The organism is Williamsia sp., from assembly GCF_036566845.1.
In the GTDB taxonomy this organism is placed as follows: domain Bacteria; phylum Actinomycetota; class Actinomycetes; order Mycobacteriales; family Mycobacteriaceae; genus Williamsia.
Genome location: NZ_DATCVM010000261.1, coordinates 1 through 17,981 on the forward strand (window position 1 = coordinate 1; position 17,981 = coordinate 17,981).

Sequence of the window (17,981 nt, forward strand, 5' to 3'; positions counted from 1 at the left end):
CACCAGCAAGCTGGCTTCATCGTTCGACTTGCATGTGTTAAGCACGCCGCCAGCGTTCGTCCTGAGCCAGGATCAAACTCTCCATGAAAACCTTCCAAAAAGACCCTTACGGGCTTTTCAAAAAAATCTGTCCTGAAGAGAATCAAATGAATCCCAACCAAACAAAAACTGACCATCACCCACAGGACTCAAAACCTGCGAATGGCAATCAAAAAACAAACAAACTAATGCCGGCACTGCAACATCAGGAACTCACCCCAGATGGGGTTTCGTCACCGTGACAGACACAGCACCTAAATTGGCACTAACAATCCATCGACACACTATCGAGTTCTCAAAGAACACACCCACACCCAACTTCGACACCATTTTACTGATGCCATCTTGGATGGAGTAGTTATATTGTGTAGCCTAGAAGTTCTGCGACCGAACTCTCTCCGGCGCAGGGTTTCTAACCTACCAGCTTCGAAACTTTCCTGCAACACGCTGGTAACCAGCTCGCCGCGTACTGTTTCTCGGCTTCTAGCCACCCGCGCTTGAACTCCCCACACGAATGTGGAAGCAGTTTGTTACTTGGGCGGTCTGCGTTGTTCCTTCAAGGAGAGAATCCCTGTCGGTGTTACCGGCCCCGGCGACTTGCTCTCCGGCGCCTCACTCGCTGACTCGACAAAAGTTACGCGGTTGTTGGCATGGCGTCAAATCGGCTGGTCAGAGCGATTTACATCTTTACAAGGCGTTCGCGCTCGACGCCTTCAGCCGACCCTGGCGCCGGCGAGGTTCTTCTTGCCTCGACGCACCACAAGCCAGGCACCGTGAAGCAGATCGTCGGCAGCCGGCACCCAGTCGTCGGTGGTGATCTTTGTGTTGTTCACGTAAGCGCCGCCCTCGTTGATCGTCCGGCGCGCAGCCTTGTTGCTGTCGGACAGCCCGGTGGCAACCAGCAACTCGACGATCGTCGGCGATGAACCGGCGTCGAACTCCGCAACAGTGGTCTCCGACAGCGCCGCAGACAGCGTGCCCTCGTCGAGACTGTCGAGTTCGGCCCGACCAAAGAGCGCCTGGCTGGCGGTTTCCACCGCATCTGTGTTCGCCTGCCCGTGCACCAGAGTGGTCATCTCCACAGCCAGCCGACGCTGGGCCGCTCGCAGATGTGGTGAATCGGCGGTGACCTGCTCGAGTTCTGCGATCTCCTCGCGGCTCAGGAACGTGAACCACTTCAGGTAGCGGACGACGTCGGCATCCGCGGTGTTCAAGAAGTACTGGTACCAGGCGTACGGAGTGGTCATCTCCGGGTCGAGCCACAGGCTGCCGCCGCCGGTCGACTTGCCGAACTTCTTACCGTCCGACGACGTGACCAACGGAACGGTCATCGCATGCACGGCGTCGCCGTCCACACGTCTGGTCAGATCGACCCCGGCGATGATGTTGCCCCACTGGTCCGAACCGCCGACCTGGAGCGCGCAACCGTACTCACGGTGCAGCTGCAGGTAGTCGTTGGCCTGCAACAACATGTAGCTGAACTCGGTGTAGCTCATTCCGTCCGACTCGAGACGCCGACGCACGGTTTCGCGCGCGAGCATGACATTCACCGAGAAGTGTTTGCCGAGGTCGCGCAGGAAGTCGACGGCTGTCAATTTGCCGGTCCAGTCCAGGTTGTTGACCACGACGGCTCCGGTGGGCGATTCGTCGAAGTCCACAAACCGCTCGAGCTGGGCCTTGATCCGTTGGGCCGACGCTGCGACCGTCTCGGCGGATTGCATGGTCCGCTCCCCCACATCACGGGGATCACCGATCAATCCGGTGGCACCGCCGGCGAGCACGATCGGGCGATGACCGGCATGTTGAAACCGCTTCAAGGTCAGCAGCGGCACCAGGTGCCCGGCATGCAGACTCGAAGCGGTGGGATCGAACCCGGCATAGAGGGTCGTCAGCTCCGACAGCACTTTCCCCAATTCGTCGAGGTCCGTGCTCTGGGCGATGAGTCCTCGCCACGTCAGTTCTTCCAGGATGTCTGCCGGTGCGGGATTTGCTGCGGTCACGTGGTCGATCCTCCCCCATCGACGAGAGGTTCGGATACCCGGAGGGGTGCGGCACGCCGGTACTTCGAGACCGCGGGGCTGCGTTCATCCCAGAATCGCCACGGGCGGTCTTGCGCGGTACTCACTCCCACCCGGGGGCCGTGTCCGACAGCGGCGGCCGGAATACGGGGTCCGCGGAGCAGCCTCACGGGAGAGTTCGCGGTGCAGACCGCGGCGCCGTTGAAGTTTTGGTCGATAGCCATAGCGGACCCCAAATTGCCTGGGCCACAAGCCAATTGCGGATCAGTGCGGGCAGTGAGCCGACGTGATCGCGCAAGTTGGTCACCCGCGACGATCTCTCCGGCACGCATCAGCACTCCACCGCATTGACCAACCGGGCCATACGAGATGTTGCCGCACCAGTGGATGCCGTAGGAGCGATAGACGTAGAGGTGACCGGCATCGCCGAACATCACCGTGTTGCGATCACTGCGGCCCCGATAGCCGTGGGACGCCGGATCCGGGAATCGGCTGTCGGGCGGACCGCCATAGGCCTCGACCTCGACGATCCGCATCCGAACCGTTCCACCCGGTCCGTCCACCTCGAGGTACGACCCGAGCAGTCGGCGCGCGGCCTGTACCGGAGTGGCGTCGGCCAGCCGGAGTGCGTCGAACAGGTCCGGTGTGGGCAAGGCGGACAGGAGGGATCAGTCGGCGACGGGGCCGGTTGTTGCGGTCACGCGCGACATCAGCAGCTCGTGTTCGTTGTCGTCGACGTCACGCGCGTCGTCGATCAGCAGAGCGGGTATCCCGTCGTCGATCCGGTAGGCCCGGCGCAAGCGCGGGTTGTACATCTCTTCATTGCCGATGACCAGCAACGGACCGTGATCTTGCGGGCACGCCAACAAGGTCAGCAGCAATGGACTCAATCCGGCTTCGTGTGACACGGCGTCAACGCTACCCGGCCCACCGTCCGAGGTTCACCCTCAGACCGGACTCGCCGCTGGACGGATCGCCATCGCACCTGGTTCCCAACCGAACTCGTGCGCAATCGCCTTGGTCAGTCTCCGGTACCGGCCTTCCTCATCGCGATACCAGACCGACGCACCTGCCGCCGGGATCCCGGCCGCCCTGAGCGACGCACTCTGGGGTCGGTACGACGAGGTGAGGTCGATGTGGTCGAGGATGCGGATGATGTGTGGGCGCTGGGCAGGCGTCAGACCCGCGAGCGCGAGCCGGAGCGCGGATCCGGTCGGTGAACCGGTCCCCTCCTGCTTCGAGACCGCGGCGATGGCGATCTCGTTGCCCGGCACTCCGACCTTGTAGACCACTGCATGCTTGACCTGGACCAGCCGCGACAATCCGTCGACGATCGGCTGCGGATAGATGTAACCGTCGACCGAATCGATCACCGCGCTGGCGTGGCCCATGAACCAGAAGTCGCCATCCGCGTCGCGACTGAACAGGTGCTCCGACACCTGCCAGCGGTCGCCGGCCGTGAACACGTCGCGCAGCACGGTCGCACCGACCTCATACTGCTGCTGCGCTTTCGACAGCATCACTCCGACTTCGTCGACCCTGGCTTCACGGACAAATCCGTAATTGTCGGTGATGAGCCGCCCCTCGGCCATATCGAATGCGGCGATCGCAACCGCGTTCACGCCCGGGACGGGCCGGCCGGACGAACCCACTTTGGTGCCCGTGACGTTGGCGAGAATCGCCGATCCGTCGCCGGTCGCGAAGAACTCGAGTACGCGAGCACGCGGGAACTTCTCGTTCAGGTCTTCCCACAGTCCGGCAGACATACCCGACCCCATGAACAGCCGGATCGCGTTGTGGTCGGTGACCGAGAAGTCGTCCGACCCGATGATGTCCTGCAACATCGACCAGGTGTAGGACACCACGGTGATCCCGTACCGCGGAATCTCGGCGGCGAACGTATCGGCATCGAGCCCGGCCGACAACGCGATCCGGGCACCGCCCACCACAGTGCCGCCGAGCGCCGTCAGCAGCCCGGACGCGTGTTGCAGCGGAGTGAGACAGTACACGGTGTCGGTGCTGCTGAGGGCGGCAGCCGAGGCGGCGCCGAAGGCCGACAGCGCCCACCGATGATTTGTGACCGGCCACTTTTCGAGGTTGTCGCCGTTCTTGCTGAACAGCACAAACGCCAGATCGCCCGCACGCCCGGGATCCGGCCGATACCAGGAGGGGACCTCCACCGAGTCGGGATCGATCTGCTCCATGTCGATGATGTGTTCGCCGTCGGCCCGCGCGATCGTCCGCCCGTCACCGCCACCGAGGACCAGCACCCGATCAGCAACTGCAGCCAGCTCGTCGAGGTTTGCCGGGTCGGTCAGCACCAGGGAGCAAATCCCCAGCCGTAGAGACGGTTTCAGGTCGGATCCCCCCGACAGCATCACCGCGACGGCACCGAGCCGGGACAGCGCGGCGATGGCGACCAGTGCGCTCGGCCGCGTCAACATCCGCACGCCGACGTGTTCACCCGGCCGGACGCCACAGGCGATCAATCCCCGCACCACGTTGTCGATGCGGTCGTTGACCTGCCGATGACTCAGGACCCGGTCCTCGAACAGGAACAGTTCCTGTTTGCCGTGCCGTCGGGCATTTTCGTTCATCAGCTTGCCGAGCGAAATGGTTGTGCGAGATTGGATCTGACCAAGACGAACCAATCGCGGCAGGACCCGCAACGACTCCCGCCGCACCGCATCGGCGGTCCGGCTCACCGATTTGGCCGCACCGACGAGCTCGCGGCCGGTATCAGCTCCTACGCCGGCCGCCGATCCGAGACCGTGTGCAACCCGCGACGAGAAGCTGACGCCGGTTCCACCGCTCTGGTCTCCGTCGTCGCGCATCTTTTCGATCGTTTCGGGTTCTGCACCCGATCCGTCGTTCCAGCGAATCCAGTCGGCGGTTGTCGGCCAGGTCCGCGTCCCCGCGGTGGAGCCGACCACCAACCCGAAATGACCCACCGGCAAAGCTGATTCATAGACCTGCGCCATGGGCGAGGCCCGCAGGATGCCGCGTACGGCGACCGGCTGACCGATGTCGTCGGCCTCCCCCACGAACGCCAGCACCGGACAGGTGATCTCGGCAAGGGTGACCACCTGATCGTTGATCACGAATCCCCCACCGACGAGGCGATTGTGGACCACGAACTGGCGCAGCAGATCTGCCACCGCGGGCCCGGACCACGCCACCCAGCCGTCGACCTCGATGAAACGGCGCGAATCCTCGCGGGGCAGCAACGCTTCCCGATCATGCAGCTGCCGCAGGAAGTCAATCCGGCTGCGAGCCGCCTTCACGGGGTCCACGAGCTGAAACCCGGTGCGCGCCAGCCATCCTGGGATGGCGATGCGGTTGAACACGTTGTCGGCGAGGAACTGTGCGCCGGGAGTCACCAATGCGGCGGGAAGGCCCAGTGGGAGTGCACCGAGCACATCCACCGGACTGCCGTAAGTGACGATGCTCGCGATGCCCTTGGAACGCCGGTAAGCGGCGGCCTGGTAACAGAACATTCCGCCCTGGGAGTACCCCGCGAGATGCACGTCCTTGCCGGTGATCGCGCGCACGCGGTCGATGATCTCGTCGATCGAGACGATGTGGTCGGCCAGGGTGCGGCGCATACCGCCCTCGATCTTGTCCGGCGATCCGAAGTCGACCACCCAGGGGTCGAGTCCGGCCCGGTGCAGGATGCTCACCGCGCCGTTGTCGGTGGTGACGTCGTAGACGTTCGCCGACACCATCATCGGCGGGACGAGCACGACGGGCGGACCCTGCGCCACGTCGTCCGGGAAGTACCGGCGCAATCGGTACATCGGGACCGTCTCCTCCACCCGGAACGGCGCCGGACGGGTTCCGGTTTCGAGACTGCCGTACCGGATGACCTCGAGCCCGTTCTGTGCCGTGGCCACAACACGATCAAGGGATTCCTTGATGTTGGGAACGCCTCGCACAAACCCCCCTCACAACAACATCGAAGAATTGGTGACTGGCGTCACATATTACTCGTCGTCATCGCCCCTGACTGCGACGATGGCTTTCCGCACCCAGTATCCCCGATGTCAGAAGTGCCGGTGGCCTGCCGCCTTCGCCGCGAGCCGCTCCAGTTGTTCTGCCACCCGCACACCTGCGGTCCCACCGAGTGCATCGCGAGAGGCGATCGAGCCTGCGACGGTGAGCACTTCCCGGACCTCGGCCGTCAACTCCGGATTGATCGCGGCGAACTCTTCATCGGTCAGGTCGGCGAGTCCGACACCCCGGCCTTCGGCGGCCCTCACACACGCGCCGGCCACCTCGTGGGCGACCCGGAACGGCACGCCTGCCCGCACGAGCCACTCCGCGACGTCGGTGGCCAGGGTGAACCCCGCGGGAGCGAGCTCCGCCATCCGATCCTCGTGGAAAGTCAGTGTTCCGACCAGGCCTGCGATCGCCGGCAACAACAACTGCAACTGGGCCACCGAGTCGAAGACCGGTTCCTTGTCCTCTTGCAGGTCGCGGTTGTAGGCCAGCGGTTGCGCCTTGAGGGTGGCCAGCAACCCGGTGAGGTTGCCGATCATCCGCCCGGATTTCCCACGCGTGAGCTCGGAAACGTCCGGATTCTTCTTCTGCGGCATGATCGAACTACCGGTCGACCATTCGTCGGCGAGGGTGATGTACCCGAATTCCGGTGTGCTCCAAAGGATCACCTCTTCGGCCATCCGCGACAGATCAACACCGATGAGCGCGAACACAAACGCGGCCTCGGCTGCGAAGTCGCGTGAGGACGTGGCATCGATCGAGTTCTCGGCAGCGCTGTCGAATCCTAGATCCTCGGCGATCGCCGCCGGATCCAGTCCGAGCGACGAGCCCGCCAGGGCACCCGATCCGTACGGCGACACCGCCGCACGCTTGTCGAAGTCCTTGAGGCGCTCGACATCTCGCAGCAACGGATGCGCATGAGCCAGCAGATGATGGGCCAGCAGCACCGGCTGGGCCGCCTGGAGATGGGTTTTGCCCGGCATCACGGCGTCGGGATGTGCCTTCGCCTGCGCGACAAGCGCATCGACGACGTCGAGGACGCCCGTCGAGACCTGACGGATCGCGTCCCGCAACCACATGCGGAACAGCGTTGCGACCTGATCGTTGCGGGAACGGCCCGCTCGCAGCCGACCACCGACCTCCGGACCGACCCGTTCGATCAAGCCCCGCTCGAGCGCACCGTGAACATCCTCGTCGGTCTCGGCCGGACCGAAGGCGCCCGAACGGACGTCCTCGGCCAGCCGGGACAGACCGTCCTGCATGGTGGCGAGGTCGTCGTCGGACAACAAGCCGGCCTTGTGCAGGATCCGAGCGTGCGCCTGCGACGCCCGGATGTCATACGGAGCCAGAACCCAGTCGAAGTGTGTCGACTTGCTCAGAGCCGCCATGGCGTCCGCCGGTCCGGAAGCGAACCGGCCACCCCACAGCGAACCCTCGTTGGTGCCTGGTCCAGCTCCGGCTCCGCTTTCGCTCATCGTCAGCGCAGGTCCCGCTTGGCGGCGATCTTCGACGACAGGCCGTGCAGGTGCACGAAGCCCTTCGCCGCGGACTGATCGAAAGTGTCGCCCTCGTCGTAGGTGGCGAGGTTGAAGTCGTACAGCGATTCCTCGCTGCGCCGCCCCGTGACAGCGATGTGGCCGCCGTGCAGGTTCAGGCGGATGTCACCGGAGACGTGCTCCTGGGTGTGATCGACAAACGCTTCGAGCGACCGCTTGAGCGGCGAGAACCACAGGCCGTCGTAGACCAGTTCGGCCCACTTCTGGTCGGTGTTGCGCTTGTAGCGACCGAGTTCGCGTTCGAGGGTGACGTGTTCGAGTTCCTCGTGCGCGCGGATCAGGACCATGGCACCGGGTGCCTCGTAGATCTCGCGGCTCTTGATGCCCACGAGACGGTCCTCGACGACGTCGAGGCGGCCGACACCATGTGCTCCGGCGCGACGGTTCAGCTCGACGATCGCCTCGAGCACGCTGACCTTACGTCCGTCGATGGCGACCGGGCGGCCCTTCTCGAACGTGATGATGACCTCGTCGGGTGCCTGCCAGTGGAGGGTCGGGTCCTCGGTGTACGAGTACACGTCCTTGGTGGGGGCGTTCCACAGATCCTCGAGGAATCCGGTCTCCACGGCCCGACCCCAGACATTCTGGTCGATGGAGAACGGCGACTTCTTGGAGACGTTGATCGGGATCGCGTTCTCCTCGGCGAAGGCGATGGCCTTCTCACGGGTCCAGGCGTAGTCCCGGACCGGTGCGATGACGTCGAGCTCGGGTGCCAGCGTGGCGAACCCGACCTCGAAGCGGACCTGATCGTTGCCCTTGCCGGTGCAGCCGTGCGCCACAACCGTGCCGCCGTGCGCGCGCGCCGCGGTGACCAGGTGCTTGACGATCAGCGGTCGCGAGATCGCGGACACCAGGGGGTACCGATCCATGTACAGCGCGTTGCTGGTGATGGTCGGCAGGCAGTATTCCTCGGCGAACTCGTCGCGGGCGTCGACCACCACGGACTCGACAGCGCCACAATCGATGGCTCGCTGACGAACCACCTCCATGTCCTCGCCGCCCTGACCTAGGTCGATGGCAACCGCCACGACCTCCTTACCGGTCTCTTTGCCGATCCAGCTGATGGCCACCGAGGTGTCCAGGCCGCCCGAGTACGCGAGGATTACGCGCTCCGCCATGAGGGGGTCACTCCTTGTTGTTCGTCTAGCTTCATTCGTGATGACTGTTGAAGTCTTGGGTTTTCAAATGTGGTGCGTGGTGGCACACGGCTGCATGATCAGAATCTCATGCCAGCGCCTCCAGCATTTCGGCCAGGTCGGCTCCGGTCAGAGGTTCGCGGGCGAGCACAAACAACGTGTCGTCTCCGGCAATGGTCCCGACCACCTCCGGGAGGGTCGCCCGATCCAATGCGCTGGCCAGATAGTGGGCCGCACCGGGTGGGGTCCGTAACACCGCCATCGCGCCGCTGGAGTCGACCGAGACCAGCAGTTCGCCGAGCAGTCGGGACAGCCGGTCGGTGCCGCCGGTGACACCGCGGACCGGGGACCCGTCCTCCGGCACGACGTAGATGCCCGATCCGCCATCGGCGGCGCGCAGCTTCACCGCGCCGAGTTCGTCGAGGTCACGGGACAATGTCGCCTGCGTGGCCTCGATCCCTTCGTCCGCCAGCAGGGTCTGCAGCTCCGTCTGGCTGTGCACCTGGGCGCCGGCCAGCAGTGACACGATCCGGGCGTGACGCGCCGCCCGGGTGGTCACGGCTGTTCCAGAAGCCATATGAGCACCGCCTTCTGTGCGTGGAGCCGGTTCTCGGCTTCGTCGTAGACCACACTTCGGGGGCCGTCGAGAACCTCGTCGGTGATCTCTTCGCCGCGATGGGCCGGCAAGCAGTGCAAGACAATGGCATCGGGGTCGGCGAGTGCGACCAACTCGGCGTTGATCTGGTACGGCCAGAACGGCGCGACCCGGTCCTTGCCGTCGTCCTCCTGCCCCATCGAGGTCCAGGTGTCGGTGACCAGCACGTCGGCCCCGGTGGCGGCCTCCCGCGGATCACCGATGACCGTCACGCTGCCACCGGTGAGCGCCGCGCGTTCCGTTGCATACCCGACAAACTTCTTGTCGGGGGTGAACCCTTCGGGCGCGCTGACCCGGATGTGCATGCCGGCAGTTGCGCCACCGAGCATCAGCGAATGAGCCATGTTGTTGGCGCCGTCACCGAGATATGTCAGCGTCAGCCCGGCCAGATTGCCCTTCTGCTCCGCAATCGTCTGCAGGTCGGCGAGGACCTGACAGGGATGGAAATCGTCCGAGAGCGCGTTGACCACCGGGATCGTCGCCGCCGATGCAATCTCTTCGAGGCGGTCCTGGCCGTACGTCCGCCAGACGATGGCCTCGACGAAGCGCGACAGGACGCGGCCGGTGTCGGCGAGGGTCTCCTCGCGACCGAGTTGCGTGGCCTTGCCGTCGACAACAACCGCATGACCACCGAGTTGCGCGATGCCGACCTCGAACGAGAATCGCGTGCGGGTGGAGTTCTTGTCGAAGATCACCCCGACGCCCTTGGGGCCGGCAAGTGGCTTGTGAGCGAAGGGATTCCGCTTGACCTCGGCTGCCAGTTCGAGCACGTGTGCCTGCTCGGCCGGCGACAGGTCATCGTCCCGCAGGAAATGGCGTGTCATGACGTCGCTCCTTTCGCGGCGTCGAGAATTGCCGGAAGATCGTTCACGAACCCGGTCGCCTGCTCCTCGGTGAGGATCAGCGGCGGCGCCAAACGCAACACGTCGGGACCAGGCGCATTGATGAGATAGCCGTGATCGCGCGCCGCGGCCTCGACGGCCGGGGCGATCGACTCCGTCAGCACGAGCCCGATCAGCAGACCCGAACCACGGGAGTGGTCGATCAGCGGATGACCGAGTTCCTCGATCGACGACGTGATGTGTTTGCCCAGCCGCGCAGCGTGATTGGTCAGATCAAGCGTGTCGACCTGTTCGAGGACGGCCAGTGCCGCCGCCGCGCACACGGGATTGCCGCCGAACGTGGTGCCGTGCTGTCCGGGTTCGAGCAGGTCGGCCGCGCGGCCGGTGGCCAGAACGGCGCCGATCGGCAGACCGCCACCGAGGCCCTTCGCCAAGGTCATCACGTCGGGGGTGATTCCGTTCGCCTGATGCGCGTAAAACGTTCCGGTCCGGGCGATTCCGGTCTGGATCTCATCCAGGATCAAGAGCGCTCCGTGCTCGGTGGTCAGCGCCCGGACGGCGGCCAAATAGTCCACCGGCGGCACGATCACACCGCTCTCCCCCAGGATGGGTTCGAGGATGACAGCAGCGGTCTGCGGGCCGATTGCCGCCTTCATCGCGTCGAGGTCGCCGTACGGGACGTGACGCACGCCCGCGGGCATCGGCTCGAACGGAGCCCGTTTGGAAGGTTGTCCGGTCATCGCGAGCGCACCCATGGTCCGGCCGTGAAAAGCCTTCTCGGCGGCGATGATCTCGGGACGACCCGTCAGGCGCGCGATCTTGAACGCGGCCTCGTTGGCTTCGGTGCCCGAGTTGCAGAAGAACGCCTTTCCGTCCACGCCCCACCGCGACAACAACGCCTCGGCCAGCTTGATGACCGGCTCGCTGACATAGAGATTGGACGTATGCCCGAGCGTTGAGAGTTGCTTAGTGACTGCGTCGATGATCGCCTGGTTCCCGTGCCCGAGGATGTTCACCGCGATGCCGCCGAGGAGGTCGAGATATTCACGGCCGTCGGCACCGGTCAGGACTGCGCCTTTGCCACTGGCGAGCGCCAACTTCGGTGTGCCGTAGTTGTTCATCAGCGACGATGTCCACCGCTGTTGCAGAGCGACGGTCGGGTCGGTGGGGTTGGTCATGATTTGTCCTCGATCGGTGGTTTCTCGCCGTATGCGCCCACGACTTTGTTGTTGTCATCGGGCACAACCATGGTGCCGTTGCCTTCGGTGGTGAACAGTTCGAGCAGCGTCGAATGCAGTGTGCGGCCGTCGATCACATGGGCGCGGGGCACTCCGCCGGCGACCGCTCGCAGGCAGGCCTCCATCTTCGGCACCATCCCGGCATCCAGGCTCGGCAAGAGTTCGGCCAACGCGGTGGTGCCGATCTCCGACACCAGCGACCCACGATCGGGCCAATCGGTGTACAGGCCTTCGACGTCCGTCAGCACCACCAGCTTCTCGGCGCCGAGTGCTTGGGCGAGCGCGGCAGCGGCAGTGTCCGCGTTGATGTTGTGGACAACGCCGTCGGCGTCGGGTGCGATCGTCGAGACGACCGGGATACGGCCCGCTGCAATGAGATCGGTGACCGCCCCAGGATTCACGGTGGTGACGTCACCGACCAGGCCGATGTCCGTTGCCTCACCATCGACCATCACCGAGCGACGGGTCGCGGTGAACAGGTGAGCGTCTTCACCCGAGATCCCCACCGCATACGGGCCGTGCGCGTTGATCAGACCGACGAGTTCACGACCGACCTGACCGAACAGCACCATCCGGGCAACGTCCATCACCTCCGGAGTGGTCACGCGGAAGCCGCCCTTGAACTCACCGGTCATCCCGAGACGCTCCAGCATCGCCGAGATCTGCGGACCGCCGCCGTGCACCACGACAGGATGAATCCCGCAGGTGCGCAAGAAGACCATGTCCTCGGCGAAGGCTTGTTTCAGCTTGTCGTCGACCATCGCGTTGCCGCCGTACTTGACGACGATCACCTTGCCGGCGAACCGCTTCAACCACGGCAATGCCTCTCCGAGCACATGTGCCTTGTCGAGCGCACTGAGCTCGGTCGACGGCCTCCGCCCGTCTCCGCTCCGCTTCGTCTCCTCCGTCACAGGTCGAGCTCCGCTCCGCTTCGTCTCCTCCGTCATGACGAATAGGCCGAATTCTCTTCGACGTAGGCGTGCGAGAGATCGGTGGTCCGGATGAATGCCACGCCCGACCCGATACCGAGATCGACGGTGAGATCGATATCGATGCCCGACAGGTCGGCGTCACGTGCACCCGCCACGCCCATACCGTTCTCGCAGACCGGATAGTTGTTGAACCGCACCGAGATCCGATCGGGATCAAGTTCCACCGGAGCCATCCCGACGGCGGCCAGAACCCGGCCCCAGTTGGGGTCCGATCCGAACAATGCCGTCTTGACCAGACTGTCGCGGGCGATCGTGCGAGCGGCCGCCAGGGCATCGGCGTCACTGGCGGCACCGGTCACGTTCACCACAACCCGCTTCGTGACACCTTCGGCATCGGCCTGCATCTGCTTGGCCAGATCGTCGCAGACCAACCGGACGGCCTCGTTGAGGGCGGCCTGATCCGGCGTCTTCTCGCTCGCGCCCGAACTGAGCAGCAGCACGGTGTCGTTGGTGGAGCAGGAACCGTCCACGTCGAGCCGGTCGAAGGTGAGCGCGGTGGCCGCCCGCAGCGCTTCGTCGAGTTGCTCGGCCGAGACCGCGGCGTCGGTGGTGATCACACTGAGCATCGTTGCCAGGGACGGCGCCATCATGCCCGCGCCCTTCGCCATTCCGCCGACATTCCAGCCATCGCTGTGGTGGAAGGCCGCTTGCTTGGCGACCGTGTCGGTGGTCATTATCGCGTGCGCCGCATCGGTGCCGCCGGACAGCCCGCCGCCCATCTCGTGGACGATCTCCGTGACACCGGCGAGCACCTTGTCCATCGGCAGTCGGTCGCCGATCAAACCCGTCGAGCAGATCGCGACCTCGACGGCACCGGTCTCGGTGCCCCAGTCGCTGATCGCCGCCGCGGTCGCCTCGGCTGTGGCATGGGCGTCCTGGAATCCACCCGGCCCGGTGCAGGCATTGGCGCCGCCGGAGTTGAGGACGACCGCCCGAAGCCGGCCGGTGCTCAGCACCTGCCGGCTCCACAACACCGGGGCGGCCTTCACCTTGTTGGCGGTGAACACGCCTGCCGCCGCGTAATCGGGACCTTCGTTGAACACCAGCGCGAGGTCTTGCCTACCGTTCGCCTTGATACCCGCCTTGATGCCTGCCGCCCGGAAGCCCAGGGGCGCAGTGACACCCTGGAGATCGGTCATGCGATGGCCACCGTCGACCTCGCGCCAGTGGGAGGTCGCGCTGTCCACGCTTTCGGCCGCGTTGTCCGCGTTGTCACTGTGCTGGTTCACGGCGCCACTCCCACGGTGCTCAGTCCTTCGGTTTCGCCCCATCCCAGGGCCAGATTCATCGATTGCACGGCCCCGCCACCGGTTCCCTTGGTGAGGTTGTCGATCGCACCCACCGCGATCAGGGTGCCGGACCGCTCATCGACCGCCACACTGAGTTGCACCGCGTTCGAACCGATCACCGAACCGGTGGTCGGCTGCCGGCCCTCGGGCAGCACCGTGACAAACGGTTCGTCGGCGTACGCCTTTTCGTAGACCGCCCTCGCCTGTTCAGTGGTCACCGTCGTCGACGCGGTGCACGTTGCCAGGATGCCGCGCGCCATCGGCGCCAGCACCGGCGTGAACGAGACGCTGATCGGCGCGTTCGCCACGGCCGACAGGTTCTGGATGATCTCGGGCGTGTGGCGATGGACCCCGCCGACCCCGTATGCCCGTGCCGAACCGATGACCTCGGACGCGAGCAGATCGACCTTCGGTGACCGTCCGGCACCCGAGGCGCCACTGACCGCGACGATGGTGACCTGCGGGGCGATGATGCCCGCGCCGACCGCAGGCAGCAGCGCCAAGGTGCTCACGGTCGGATAGCAGCCGGGAACCGCGATCCGGGTGGCCCCGGAGAGTACGTCCCGGTTGCCGGGCAGTTCGGGGAGCCCGTAGGGCCAGCTACCGGCGTGCGTGCCGCCGTAATACCGCTCCCACTCACTCGGGTCCTGTAGGCGGAAGTCCGCGCCGCAATCGATGACGAGGGTTGCCGGTGGTAGGGCGTCGGCGACGGGTCCGGACGTACCGTGCGGGAGCCCCAGGAAGACGACGTCGTGCCCGGACAAGATCTCCGTGGTCGTTTCAGAGAGTTCGCGCTCGGCCAACGGAAGCAGGTGTGGATGGTGCTCCCCCAGCAACGAACCGGCGTTGGATCCGGCCGTCAGAGCACCGATCTGCAACTCTCCGGATGCATACTTGGGATGACCGAGTAGCAGGCGGAGAATCTCTCCACCCGCATACCCGCTGGCGCCGGCTACCGCGACTGTCACACTCATATGATTCATTATGCACCCCACCGCAAGTTAATTCACAAACGGGTTCTCCGCGGTCAGCGTGCGGGCTCGCGCCGAGCGCGGTATCACTGAACAGTGACCCCGTCCGCAGCGATCATCGTGCAGTCGCTGGCGGTCAAGCGAGGCGGTAATCCCGTCTTGCATGACCTGAACCTCACGGTACCCGCGGGGTCCATCACCGGGCTCCTCGGTCCGTCGGGCTGCGGCAAGACCACCCTGATGAGGGCCATCGTGGGTACCCAGCAGATCGAATCCGGTTCGGTGACGGTCCTCGACCAGAAAGCCGGGACCGCAGCCCTGCGAAATCTGGTCGGGTACGTGACCCAGGCGCCGTCGGTCTACACCGACCTGACCGTCGAGCAGAACGTGACCTACTTCGCCGACCTGTACAACAACCGGGCCGGCGTGGGCGAAGCACTCGATGCGGTGGGCCTGACCGACTTTCGCGCGCGCAGGACCCTGGATCTGTCCGGTGGCCAACGCAGTCGGGTGTCGATCGCCTGCGCGCTGGTCGGCTCGCCGACGCTGCTCATCCTCGACGAGCCGACAGTCGGCCTCGATCCGGTTCTACGCAAAGACCTGTGGGATCGGTTCCGCGCCCTGGCGAGCGCCGGGGCGACCCTGCTGGTGTCGAGTCACGTCATGGACGAGGCCGACCGCTGCGACAACCTGATCTTGATGCGCGAGGGCCGGGTCCTCGCCGAACTGACGCCCGACCAACTGCGGGAGCGCACCGGACAAACCAACCTCGAAACCGCGTTTCTGCAGTTGATCACGCAAGGATCACAGTGATGCACCCGCGTCAGTTCGCCGCCACCACGTGGCGCATCCTCCGGCAGCTGCTGGACGATCGCCGCACCGTGGCGATGATCCTCGTGGTGCCGTGCATCCTGATGGTGCTGCTGTACTTCATGTTCGAGAACCTGCCCGGTGCGATACCGGGCACCTCTCGATTCGACGAGATCGGCATCATCATGCTCGGCATCCTGCCGTTTGTGCTGATGTTCATCACTACGTCGATCGCGATGGTCCGGGAGCGAACGTCGGGCACCCTCGAACGCCTGCTGACCACTCCGTTGGGCAAACTCGATCTTCTCGCCGGATATGGTGCCGCCTTCTCGGTGGCGGCCGCTGCGCAGGCCGCGCTCGCGAGCGCCGTGGCGTTCTGGATCCTCGACCTCGACATCGCCGGAGCCGCGATCTGGGTTGTGGTGATCGCGGTGCTCGTCGCCGTGCTCGGTGTGGCTCTGGGACTGTTCTTCTCGGCGTTCGCCCGAACCGAATTCCAGGCGGTGCAATTCATACCGGTAGTGGTCATCCCTCAATTGCTGCTGTGCGGGCTGTTCGTGCCCCGCGATCAGATGGCCGACTGGCTGGATTGGATCAGCGGGATCATGCCGGTCACATACGCCGTCGATGCGCTGCAGCAGGTCGAGGTGCATCCGGATCCGACCGGCCAGATGTGGCGCGATCTGATCGTGGTGCTGGCGTTTTCGATCGTCGCGCTGTGTCTGGGCGCAGCGACTCTGCGACGCACCACGCCCTGAACCCGTTACCTGCCCCCGCCCACCTGAGCCCTTCGACCGGAGCCATGTGGTTCAGTCCGCAATACCGAGCGCGAGAACGAAATCGACCCGGTCGTTCAGCGTCGACAGGCTTCGCCCGGTGAGCTTCTCGATGCGCTGCAGGCGATACCGCAGAGTGTTGACGTGGACATGCAATCGTTCGGCGCTGCGACTCCAGGAGCCCGACTCCTCCAGGAACACGCGGAGTGTGGGAAGCAGGTCGGTCCGGTGGCGTTCGTCATGATCGGCGATCACACCGATCAATCGTTGCCGAAACGCCAGTTTGATCTCGTCCGGGACCGACGCCAACAGCAGCAGATGCGACGACAACGAGTTGGCCTCGGCGAACCTGATCGACCCTGGGCTCCCAGTCGCATACCGATGTGTGTAGCCGGCTTCGCTCATCGACACCCGCGCCCCGTCTGGCAGTACGCCGGGGCTGCCCGTGCCGATTGCAACGTAGCCGCGGTCCAGCAGCGGGGCGAGCCGTTCGGCGATCGAACGAACTTGTCCGGAAAGAACATTCGCGGCATCCGCCACCTTTTCGGGGGCAACACCGACGAAGGTCAGATATGCCTCGGACGGTAGCTTCACCGGAGGCGTCGACAATGGCATCTCGTCGTGCAATTCCTCGAGGATGACACCGGCCAATTCGGTTCCGTAACGGGTATCGCGGGAGCTCACCACGATGCAACACACCGATTCGTCGCCGTGGAATCCAAGGCTCCGGAACTGTCCGTCCGAGCCGGCGGCATCGTGCCGCTGCAAGCGTGCGAGCGCCTCTCGCACCATTCGCTCCTCGAGCCGCCGGGATTCATATCTGGTCGAGCGGTCCATGGCCAGCAACGCGCAGACCTCCTCCACCGCGGCGGACATCCACGGGGCATGGGTCCGGTGATCACTGGCAACGGCCACATACGCGATCGCCGGGCGGCGGGCCACAGGTGACTGCACTGCGAAGAACGAAACGTCACCATCATCCCCCATCTGCTGAGCCGAAGGAAATGCCCATTCGTTCAACGCCTTTCGAAATGAGACAGCGAGCCCACCCGACTCGGCGCCGGTGAGCCCCCCGGCGACCATTCGGCCGGTCGACGTGATCACAGCACATTCGACTCCCAGGGCCCGGCGAAGCGACGCCACCAGACCACTTGCCCCCTCACCGGAGGCGAGGTCGGCGACCAGGTCACGGTGGAGCGTGAGCTTTCCGGCTGCACCCGCCAACGCACGCATCACGGTTTCGGTGAGAAACCGGAACGACACGGCGCCCTCGATCGCGTACAACGTCAATCCGGCGTCTCCACACGCCCGGATCAACGGTGGTGGAACCTCCCCGATCGCTGCCAAACCCACTGCGAGAGCGGCTGCATGACCACCCGCCAACGCTCGCACGAAGGTTTCCGCATCAACCGGCTCGCGGTACCACAACCCGCTGGTGAGGACGAGTTCCCCGCCAGAGAGAAAGGCCAGCGGATCCCGGAGATCGGTGGTGTAGACGCCGTGCACCTGGGGATCGCCCTCACCCCGCACGACCTCGACGAGTTCAAGACCCGGAATCGTCTCCATATCCGACAAGAGCACCGCGCAACCCCCTTCGTCGCCCACATGTGATCAGCACCTCAGCCGCAGCGAGCGAGTTGTTACGCCGAGGAAACTATTT

The 17,981-nt window shown here is 64.8% G+C and carries 16 protein-coding genes and 1 rRNA gene; 3 read left to right on the forward strand and 14 right to left on the reverse strand.

Annotated features, from left to right (window positions below; all coding sequences use genetic code 11):
* Positions 1-88, reverse strand: a 16S ribosomal RNA gene (locus tag VIQ49_RS24990); the annotation flags it as partial.
* Between VIQ49_RS24990 and VIQ49_RS24995 the strand changes: the two genes are divergently transcribed.
* Positions 84-281, forward strand: coding sequence for a hypothetical protein (locus tag VIQ49_RS24995; protein ID WP_331889282.1), 198 nt, complete (start codon positions 84-86; stop codon positions 279-281). The two genes, VIQ49_RS24990 and VIQ49_RS24995, sit on opposite strands and share 5 nt — an antisense overlap.
* Positions 282-752: 471 nt before the next feature.
* Here VIQ49_RS24995 and tyrS read toward each other — a convergent pair whose 3' ends face one another.
* From tyrS to argC, 12 genes are all read right to left on the reverse strand, one after another.
* Positions 753-2,039, reverse strand: coding sequence for a tyrosine--tRNA ligase (tyrS, locus tag VIQ49_RS25000; protein ID WP_331889283.1), 1,287 nt, complete (start codon positions 2,037-2,039; stop codon positions 753-755).
* Complete coding sequence (locus VIQ49_RS25005; protein ID WP_331889284.1) at positions 2,036-2,710, reverse strand: DNA-3-methyladenine glycosylase; 675 nt, start codon at positions 2,708-2,710, stop codon at positions 2,036-2,038. The genes tyrS and VIQ49_RS25005 overlap by 4 nt, the downstream gene beginning before the upstream one ends.
* Positions 2,711-2,725: 15 nt before the next feature.
* Positions 2,726-2,965, reverse strand: a complete 240-nt coding sequence (locus VIQ49_RS25010) for a Trm112 family protein (RefSeq protein WP_331889285.1) — start codon at positions 2,963-2,965, stop codon at positions 2,726-2,728.
* A 39-nt stretch (positions 2,966-3,004) separates the two neighbouring features.
* Positions 3,005-5,992 carry an AMP-binding protein gene (locus VIQ49_RS25015; RefSeq protein ID WP_331889286.1) on the reverse strand — a complete coding sequence of 996 codons (2,988 nt, stop codon included), beginning with the start codon at positions 5,990-5,992 and terminating at the stop codon, positions 3,005-3,007.
* Positions 5,993-6,100: 108 nt separating this feature from the next.
* The gene (argH, locus tag VIQ49_RS25020) at positions 6,101-7,531 is read right to left on the reverse strand and encodes an argininosuccinate lyase (protein WP_331889287.1); all 1,431 of its coding nucleotides are present in this window, start codon (positions 7,529-7,531) and stop codon (positions 6,101-6,103) included.
* A gap of 2 nt (positions 7,532-7,533) precedes the next feature.
* Positions 7,534-8,730 carry an argininosuccinate synthase gene (locus VIQ49_RS25025; RefSeq protein ID WP_331889288.1) on the reverse strand — a complete coding sequence of 399 codons (1,197 nt, stop codon included), beginning with the start codon at positions 8,728-8,730 and terminating at the stop codon, positions 7,534-7,536.
* Between the two features lie 106 nt (positions 8,731-8,836).
* A complete protein-coding gene (locus tag VIQ49_RS25030; RefSeq protein ID WP_331889289.1) occupies positions 8,837-9,325 on the reverse strand; it encodes an arginine repressor in 489 nt (162 codons plus the stop codon).
* Positions 9,304-10,227, reverse strand: a complete 924-nt coding sequence (argF, locus tag VIQ49_RS25035) for an ornithine carbamoyltransferase (RefSeq protein ID WP_331889290.1) — start codon at positions 10,225-10,227, stop codon at positions 9,304-9,306. Before argF ends, VIQ49_RS25030 begins: the two co-directional genes overlap by 22 nt.
* Positions 10,224-11,423, reverse strand: coding sequence for an acetylornithine transaminase (locus VIQ49_RS25040; RefSeq protein WP_331889291.1), 1,200 nt, complete (start codon positions 11,421-11,423; stop codon positions 10,224-10,226). The genes argF and VIQ49_RS25040 overlap by 4 nt, the downstream gene beginning before the upstream one ends.
* Positions 11,420-12,394, reverse strand: coding sequence for an acetylglutamate kinase (argB, locus tag VIQ49_RS25045; RefSeq protein WP_414731720.1), 975 nt, complete (start codon positions 12,392-12,394; stop codon positions 11,420-11,422). Before argB ends, VIQ49_RS25040 begins: the two co-directional genes overlap by 4 nt.
* Before the next feature lie 32 nt (positions 12,395-12,426).
* Entirely contained in the window at positions 12,427-13,614 is a 1,188-nt protein-coding gene (argJ, locus tag VIQ49_RS25050; RefSeq protein WP_331889306.1) for a bifunctional glutamate N-acetyltransferase/amino-acid acetyltransferase ArgJ, read from the reverse strand.
* An 86-nt stretch (positions 13,615-13,700) separates the two neighbouring features.
* Positions 13,701-14,738, reverse strand: a complete 1,038-nt coding sequence (gene argC / locus VIQ49_RS25055; protein ID WP_331889292.1) for an N-acetyl-gamma-glutamyl-phosphate reductase — start codon at positions 14,736-14,738, stop codon at positions 13,701-13,703.
* A 93-nt stretch (positions 14,739-14,831) separates the two neighbouring features.
* On the opposite strand from argC, the gene VIQ49_RS25060 reads away from it, so the two are divergent.
* Positions 14,832-15,548: an ABC transporter ATP-binding protein gene (locus tag VIQ49_RS25060; protein WP_331889293.1), complete on the forward strand. Its 717-nt coding sequence runs from the start codon at positions 14,832-14,834 to the stop codon at positions 15,546-15,548.
* Complete coding sequence (locus VIQ49_RS25065) at positions 15,548-16,303, forward strand: ABC transporter permease (protein WP_331889294.1); 756 nt, start codon at positions 15,548-15,550, stop codon at positions 16,301-16,303. Before VIQ49_RS25060 ends, VIQ49_RS25065 begins: the two co-directional genes overlap by 1 nt.
* 51 nt (positions 16,304-16,354) lie before the next feature.
* Here the strand turns inward: VIQ49_RS25065 and VIQ49_RS25070 are convergent, their stop codons facing one another.
* Entirely contained in the window at positions 16,355-17,926 is a 1,572-nt protein-coding gene (locus tag VIQ49_RS25070) for a helix-turn-helix domain-containing protein (protein WP_331889295.1), read from the reverse strand.
* Positions 17,927-17,981: the final 55 nt, after the last annotated feature.

Coding starts and splice junctions, on each gene's coding strand:
- VIQ49_RS25030 (WP_331889289.1), bottom strand. CDS start 9,325: ATGGCTTCTGGAACAGCCGTGACCACCCGGGCGGCGCGTCACGCCCGG.
- argF (WP_331889290.1), bottom strand. CDS start 10,227: ATGACACGCCATTTCCTGCGGGACGATGACCTGTCGCCGGCCGAGCAG.
- VIQ49_RS25065 (WP_331889294.1), top strand. CDS start 15,548: ATGCACCCGCGTCAGTTCGCCGCCACCACGTGGCGCATCCTCCGGCAG.
- VIQ49_RS25040 (WP_331889291.1), bottom strand. CDS start 11,423: ATGACCAACCCCACCGACCCGACCGTCGCTCTGCAACAGCGGTGGACA.
- argJ (WP_331889306.1), bottom strand. CDS start 13,614: ATGACCGATCTCCAGGGTGTCACTGCGCCCCTGGGCTTCCGGGCGGCA.
- VIQ49_RS25025 (WP_331889288.1), bottom strand. CDS start 8,730: ATGGCGGAGCGCGTAATCCTCGCGTACTCGGGCGGCCTGGACACCTCG.
- VIQ49_RS24995 (WP_331889282.1), top strand. CDS start 84: ATGAAAACCTTCCAAAAAGACCCTTACGGGCTTTTCAAAAAAATCTGT.
- argC (WP_331889292.1), bottom strand. CDS start 14,738: ATGAGTGTGACAGTCGCGGTAGCCGGCGCCAGCGGGTATGCGGGTGGA.
- argH (WP_331889287.1), bottom strand. CDS start 7,531: ATGAGCGAAAGCGGAGCCGGAGCTGGACCAGGCACCAACGAGGGTTCG.